This is a genomic window from Bacteroides pyogenes, assembly GCF_014196225.1.
GTDB classification, from domain to species: Bacteria; Bacteroidota; Bacteroidia; order Bacteroidales; family Bacteroidaceae; genus Bacteroides; species Bacteroides pyogenes_A.
Window position 1 is genome coordinate 326523 of record NZ_JACIDI010000002.1, and the last position, 7062, is coordinate 333584.

Consider the following 7062-nt stretch of genomic DNA (forward strand, 5'->3'; position numbering starts at 1 on the left):
GACAGAGAATATTAAAAACATGAAAACAATAAGCAAAAGAATGAGATTCAAATACTTTATCGGACGAAGCTTGTACCTGTTTGCCACATGCCTGCTGTTAGCGGGCTGCGAACAGGAAGCTGCCTTATCCGACCAAAGCGTAGTAGATTTGGGAGCAGTACAACGCAACAAAACAGAACTTGACGAGTGGATATTAAATACATTCACACGTCCTTACGGTATCGAAATCGAATATCGTTGGGATAAAAACGTGGCGCAGAACGGAAGCTACACCTATCCGCCGGAAGCCGCTAATGTAAAAAGTGTGCTCGAAACGATCAAAGCGTTGTGGATCGACCTCTATACAGCTGCCGATCTGGGAGGAGAAAAGTTCTTTCTGGGCAAGAACCCCGTTAAGATTTACATGTATGGCGGAAAGAACATAGACGGAAACGGAGTAGAGCTTTTAGGAAATACGGAAGCAACGACCAACGAGATGTTTCTGTACAACGTCAACGACTTCGACCCGAAAGATGAGGACAAGGTATTTATCCTGATGCGAAGCGTGCATCATCAATTCGCAAAACGATTGATGGAGTTGTTCCCTTACGACAGAAACAAATTCCTGACCATCAGCAGAAACAGATATATCGAATCGACCAAACTCATTGCCGATATATTCAAAGGAGAGACACAAGGGCGCAGATTGCTTACTTTCTCACCATATCCGAGCAAGAGAGGCTTTTTTACTTTCCACTCTTTCCTCTCTGCCGAGGATGATTTCGCCGAGATTATCAGCGCTAAACTTACGCATACCCCTAAAGAGGTACTTAAAGCGTTGGCAGAAGCCCAAAAACCTTACTATGACCCAGATCCGGAAGTCCAGAAAACTTACGATGAAGAGGCACGCCAAGCATACAAAGAGCTGACGGAGAAAGAAGCGTTTGTAGAAGACTATTTCAATAAAGAAATCAAAATCTCGCTCGATTATCTACAAATGATAAGCATAAAACAATTAAAAGCATATACGAAACAAAAATAAAGAGTATGAAAATAGGATTCCAACTACTTATTCTGATAGCGGTCTGCTTCTCCTGCAAGGATGAGAATATTTTCGATTTATCTCCTTCCGAGCGAAGCGCAAAACATATCAGCGAACTGAGGAAAGAGCTTACAGATGCCCCCCACGGGTGGTGTGTCACTTACTTTCCCCGGACAGATTCGCTACTGTTTACAAATGTGAACGAGCAGATAACCCAATTCGAATACCGGAACAAATATGGATATGGCGGACACTGCTTCTTCATGAAGTTCGCAGACGACGGAACGGTAGAAACCATAGCCGATTATGACGAGCAAAGCGGGAAGAACAGCCGCAAAAGCGAGTTTGAAGTAAGTCAGAACACATTCACTCAACTGAGCTTCACCACTTACAATTATCTGCATAGTCTGGTGAACGACCAATTCGCCGCCTCTTCCGATTTTCTTTATACAGGAAAAGACTCCGATGGCAATCTCGTTTTTCGAACAGCTTCATACATAGAACCCGCTCGCGAGTATATGGTATTCACAAAACTGAAAAGCGAAAATAGTTGGGCGGAAGACATGTACAAAGCTTATGCCAATAACCTGTTTTTCCAAGAGATGAAAAATCCGCAACTGGTAATCCGGAAAGCAGACCGGATATATTTCCGCAGCGACATGCAGACCAGAACTATTATTGACAATAGAGATGAAAACTCAAAAAAAAGAAAAAAGCAGGAGGAATATCAACGCTATCATCTGTTTCTTTTTGCCAAAGACCCCTATGCGCCTAACGGATGGCCCAAAGAGGTAGTAGGTCTGGGATCGGGATATGTGGGCACAACAGACGGATTGACGTTCAGACCCGGCATACGATACAGCAAGAACTACACGTTTTACGATTTCCGCAGAGAAGGAAACCGCTTTGTTTGTGAACTCGTGAAGGTGTTCGACCCTTACAGCAAGACCGAACGTTGGGTAAGCAAACATCTTGCCCCCGGCGGAGAAGTAACCGGAGTGATAGCCGAAATTTGGGATAAATCTGATAATTAAAAAACAAAAAGCGACATGAAATATATATGGACAATGTGTGTATTGCTGCTGGTATGCAGTTGCAACACAGTGAAAGAAGACACCATAATAAACGAAGATTATGAAAAAATATTTCCACCGAAAGAAATAGAAAAACCGGAGAACAAACGAGGAGAGCTGACGATACAGTTATGTGACCCTGACTTGGCATTGAAAAACTACAAATATCCCGGTACCGAAACACCCGACGGTGCAGAAAAATACAAAGTGACTCTTCTATGTCAATTTAATGAAACAGACCGAAAAGGAATTCTTGTAGATGATCCACAAGTAACAGCTCGATACGAAGTAAAGTATATCAACGAAAAGAAAGAGTTAATAACCATCACTTGCATCAAGAAGGATTCGGAGTCTGCAGAAGAAGATACGGAAGAGGACAACGATGAAGAAGAGGAAGAACAAAACATCAATGTGATGAGCAATGGCGAAGAGTTGGAAATTACGTTCGATGTCTACTCCGGGTTTCCCTTATACCTCAGTGTCAGCGGAGTAGGGCCCAGAGATTCTAATGTAAAAGCAAGCATTAAGGCTGTTTCCACCGACGGGTTGATTGAACTTCCCGAATTGCGGACGGAACAATATCAGAATGAAGAAGGGCCGAATATGCTGAAGCATCCTTATTGTGAATATTTTATTTTACCTTAGAAAAAGAGAGAAATGAATTACATAAAACAACATATATTATCCCTTTGTTTGCTGGCAAGCGTAACAGCCTGCACCGAAGGGACGAACGAAACGGTAGAAAGTGCATACCGGCTGCCTTTATTGCCTGAGCCGTCGTACAAGTTTTCAAGAAACGGAGAGAGCAGCGTAAACACACTGGAATGTGGATTTCTGAAATCTCCTATCGACAGAATCTTTTCGAGATACATGAGCGGAGCACGCATGGGCACGAAAATGGACTATGATGAAGCGATGCAAATGTTCCGCGAAGGAGAGTACGGTTTGAAGCCGCAAAATGAGATAGCCACTTCTACGCTACACCTTACCGACAGAGAAAGAATCCTGAAAGATTTCAACAGTTGGTTTGATACGTCGACACGTATAGCCGGATTAGGGCAGGAAAAACCGCATGAACACAGAAGTACGGAAGCTCAAAAAGGAATAACGGGATATGTAGGAATCAATATAGGCGACAAAGACATTTGTTTTGTAGATGAAAGAGGAATTGCCGTAGCCGAAGTTTACAAATATGCTGTCATGGGAGCCATATATCTGGACAAAATACTCAACGTGCACTTGGGCGAAGATGTATTAGATAACCCGAAAGTGCGCTCCGCGCACGACTTGACCCGACTGTCTGCGGGACACAACTATACGGAATTGGAGCATCACTGGGATTTGGCTTACGGGTATTACAATTTCTGGAAACCGCTCGCCCAGTCTGAAGGTTTGCCGGCATTGAAAGATTCGCACCGCCACATCTTTCAATGCTTTGTAAGAGGACGCACCTATATGGAAACATCACGCTACGATGAAGTCAAATTGCAAGCGGATACTATCAGGCACGAGCTTGGGCGTGTGGTGGCTGTCAGAGCAATGAACCTGCTGGTAGGAGCCAACACCTTCGCCAATCTGAAAGAAAACCCCAAACATGCGTTTCGACTTCTGTCGCAGGCCTACGGACTCATCTATGCTTCACAGTTTGCCCGAAACGCACAAGGGCAACCATTCATTACCTACGACGAAACGCGGAAGCTCTTGCAGACATTGGAGCAAGAAGGCGGACTATGGGACAAGGAGCGCTTGCTGGGAGAAGAAAAAGACGAAGGCTCGTTACGCCATCTGGCAGCACAGATAGGCGAGAGGTTCGGAGTGTCACCTGAAGAAATAAAAAAATAAAATAAACATGAAAGCAATTCACAGAATAGCATTATTCGCAATGATGTGGGTATGGATGATTCCCACAGCGAACGCACAAGAGAATTTATTGAAAAACGGAGACTTTGAAGGTGCATGGAGCGGATCGTACTTTGATATGAGTCCCGAGGGATGGAAGGTACACAGAGCGGCGACCGAGCGCGTGTCTGGAAAGCGGGACGGAGGAAGCGGAGCAAATATATTCATGGCTTATCTCGACAATGGGGGATCCATCAGACCCATTGACAATAGTGTCGAGGCTTGGCGCGCCGGAGCATTGCACGTGGAGAAAGGAGCTTCGTACAAACTGACCGTTTGGCACAAATGCACGCGAGACAATTTGAGCTTTTACGTTAACTTCAATTTCTACAAAAGAGCGAAAGAGGACGACCAGTATAAAAGCAATCAAAGTTTCTCTTTCAAAACACAGAAAGACCAATGGGTAAAATTCGAACAGGTGATCAAGATACCTGAAAACGAAGATATAGACGTAGCCTCAATGAGCATAAGTTTCGCGTACAGGCGAAACGAGAAAATCTATTTCGACGATATTTCTTTGGTAAAATCAGAGGGCGGATCCACCACGCCCGAAGTAGAAAAGCCGGAAAAACCCAGACTGAAATACCCCCAAAGCTTCCAGCGAGAAATTACAGTGTCGTGGGAAAAAAGCCATGCAGAAGGAATCACCTACGAAGTAAAAGACGGGAAACAGACATATACCGGAATCACCGGAAACTCGTTCACAGTAGAAAAACTGACACCCGGCCAGACATACAATATCGAAGTATGTGCCGTAAAAGACGGAGTGAGGTCTGAATATGCGAAAACGACCGCCGGAACGAAAAACTTTGAAAGGCCAGTCGGTTCAGAAGGCCGTATCCCCTATCTGCGTACTATCGAACCTGCCGGTTCGTGCAAAGGAAGATTTCTCAAGCTTTACTACAACGATTTGGCAAATCCGGATGCAAAGATCTCTTACAAGCTCGACGGAAAGCCTGTTCAACCGAAAAACAATACGCTGGAATTCCCCGCTTTCGAAGGATACTACAAACGCTTTCAACTGGAAATCCATATCGACGAAGGAGAAGGGCGAGAATGGGAAATCCTGTATAATGAGCTGAGCGTGCAGAATTTTTAAGAATAAAGACACTATAAAACTGTTTACAAACTTATGAGCAAAAATAGAATAACCGCACTGTGCATCGCTTTCTCGATTATTTGCTGCTTTGCCTGCGAAGATGGAAAAGAGGAATATCCGGACATCCGGATAGGAAAAGAAAACCCCGTCGACGAATTGTCGCTGAATAAGCAAACGGAAAAAAGGCTTCTCGTTTCGGGGGGAAACGGAAAATACATCGTCAACGTGGAGAACTCGCAAATAGCCACCGCGCAAATGAGCATGGACACGCTAAAGGTGAAAGGATTGCTGGAGGGCGAAACGTTTGCCACCATCCTTTCGCACGACAAGCGTGTACGGCTGAAAATCAGCGTAACTTTCCCCGAATTGGGTATAAGCCATTCCGCCGTCCGGCTCCGGCCTAAAGACATAAGCAAGTTCGTAAGCATTTCGGGAGGAGGAGAACGCGTCACACTACAGGAAAACGATCCGGCAGACGTAATGGATATAAAATGGGACGGCTCTACCGGCATGCTCGAAATAACCCCCAAATACGAAGGAGAGGCCGAAGTTACAGCCATATCCGAAGACGGGAAAGAACAGAAAACCATCCATATCAAAGTGAAGCCCGAAGGAGATTTGACCGTGCCCGGATGGTACGACACTCGCAACAGTTCATATTACGTGATGTTGAACAACAAAATGATAGTGAAAAGAAAAGGAGTAGGCACATGGATCATAGACAGCGCCCGACCTTACGGCGGACATATCACAACCTACGATGGCTCTCACATCAAGATTGCCCCCATCGTGAATCCCGTACAAGGCGATTCCATCGACCTGAATATCCTTGATTACTCGGCTTCACACGGCAAAATAAAAGAAGGGATACATCGGCTCTATGTAGAAGAAGTACGCGAATCGGAAGTCATGCTGAGAGGAAAAGGATTTAAATTTCTACTCCCTTACGAGCAGAAGTAAGACACCTGCAACCGGCGGCTGTTTGTCGCCTCCGTATGAATATCGCCGGCCGCGTCTGTCGTGCTTCAAAAAGGAGTGTACCGCTTTCACGGTGCAACGTGAGGTGATCACCCAAAGTTTGACAGGTACAACATCAAGCTGTTATAGAAGGGGGTGAGATTGAGCGAATGAAGGTTGTTAAAAGGACAAGAGTACAACATCAAGTTGTTATAGAAAGGGGCTGCCAAAAAAGCGGCCCCTTGGCATGATAACTTACAATCTATAAGACGCTCACGGAAACCGATGACTAATTGGCCATCTGTCTTGGTCTTTTAACTTGCAGCCTATAAGACGCTCACGGAAACCAATGACTAATTGGCTCATCTGTCTTGGTCTTTTAACTTGCAGCCTATAAGACGCTCACGAAAACCAATGACAAATTGGTTCAGCTGTCTCGGTCTTTTAACTTGCAGCCTGTAAGGCTATAAAGAAAAATTCAATAAACCCGGAATGATTAGTTTTTCCGAACAGGAGGTAAAGAAAATTTCACATCTTTCTGTTTCAATCTGTAAGTAACAGCAAGGGGTTACCCGACTTTTGAACTGCCCCGAAGTCGGACCGTAAATTATGAAACTATTTTGAAAAGAGTTCGGCATTGTACCGGACTCTTTCCTTTTAACCGGAACTTAATTCTCCCGTTACTGTAATAATCGATACATCCCTCTAAAGTCTTCATGAAGTCATCGTCGGGTAAAAGACTTCCCGGATGAGGCTGAAAACCCTCCCCGACGCGGTGTATGTAGCCGGCCCGGTGCATATATATGGTCAGCATCGGTGAGTATATATAGTCATCACCCATGAGTATATATAGTCAGCGCGGTGAGTATATATGGTCATCACCCATGAGTATATATAGTCACCACCCATGAGTATATATAGTCGTCCCTTAAAAACCTCATACTCATCTGATTTGCAGTTTATTATAATGCGAATTATTTGCTTATATCTGCAAGATTTCGTACCTTTACAGT

General features: G+C 44.6%; 6 protein-coding genes. All 6 read left to right on the forward strand.

From position 1 onward, the window contains the following. The first annotated feature begins 19 nt into the window (after positions 1-19). The 6 genes from GGR07_RS02315 to GGR07_RS02340 are packed head-to-tail and all read left to right on the forward strand — an operon-like array spanning position 20 to position 6052. On the forward strand, positions 20-1021 hold the full coding sequence (locus GGR07_RS02315; protein WP_034542195.1) for a putative zinc-binding metallopeptidase: 1002 nt from the start codon (positions 20-22) through the stop codon (positions 1019-1021). Positions 1022-1026: 5 nt separating this feature from the next. Continuing rightward, positions 1027-2055, forward strand: coding sequence for a DUF4302 domain-containing protein (locus GGR07_RS02320; RefSeq protein WP_034542194.1), 1029 nt, complete (start codon positions 1027-1029; stop codon positions 2053-2055). A 15-nt stretch (positions 2056-2070) separates the two neighbouring features. Then, positions 2071-2739 (forward strand): hypothetical protein, encoded by a 669-nt coding sequence (locus GGR07_RS02325; RefSeq protein WP_034542193.1) that lies wholly within the window; start codon positions 2071-2073, stop codon positions 2737-2739. A 12-nt stretch (positions 2740-2751) separates the two neighbouring features. Then, complete coding sequence (locus GGR07_RS02330; RefSeq protein WP_034542192.1) at positions 2752-3936, forward strand: DUF4856 domain-containing protein; 1185 nt, start codon at positions 2752-2754, stop codon at positions 3934-3936. A gap of 7 nt (positions 3937-3943) precedes the next feature. Beyond that, positions 3944-5092, forward strand: coding sequence for a fibronectin type III domain-containing protein (locus tag GGR07_RS02335; protein ID WP_147298117.1), 1149 nt, complete (start codon positions 3944-3946; stop codon positions 5090-5092). Between the two features lie 33 nt (positions 5093-5125). Then, entirely contained in the window at positions 5126-6052 is a 927-nt protein-coding gene (locus GGR07_RS02340; protein ID WP_034542191.1) for a hypothetical protein, read from the forward strand. Positions 6053-7062 lie beyond the last annotated feature (1010 nt).

Excerpts from the sequence above, each read along its gene's own strand:
- GGR07_RS02330 (WP_034542192.1), top strand. The coding sequence starts at position 2,752 with ATGAATTACATAAAACAACATATATTATCCCTTTGTTTGCTGGCAAGC.
- GGR07_RS02315 (WP_034542195.1), top strand. The coding sequence starts at position 20 with ATGAAAACAATAAGCAAAAGAATGAGATTCAAATACTTTATCGGACGA.
- GGR07_RS02335 (WP_147298117.1), top strand. The coding sequence starts at position 3,944 with ATGAAAGCAATTCACAGAATAGCATTATTCGCAATGATGTGGGTATGG.
- GGR07_RS02325 (WP_034542193.1), top strand. The coding sequence starts at position 2,071 with ATGAAATATATATGGACAATGTGTGTATTGCTGCTGGTATGCAGTTGC.
- GGR07_RS02320 (WP_034542194.1), top strand. The coding sequence starts at position 1,027 with ATGAAAATAGGATTCCAACTACTTATTCTGATAGCGGTCTGCTTCTCC.
- GGR07_RS02340 (WP_034542191.1), top strand. The coding sequence starts at position 5,126 with ATGAGCAAAAATAGAATAACCGCACTGTGCATCGCTTTCTCGATTATT.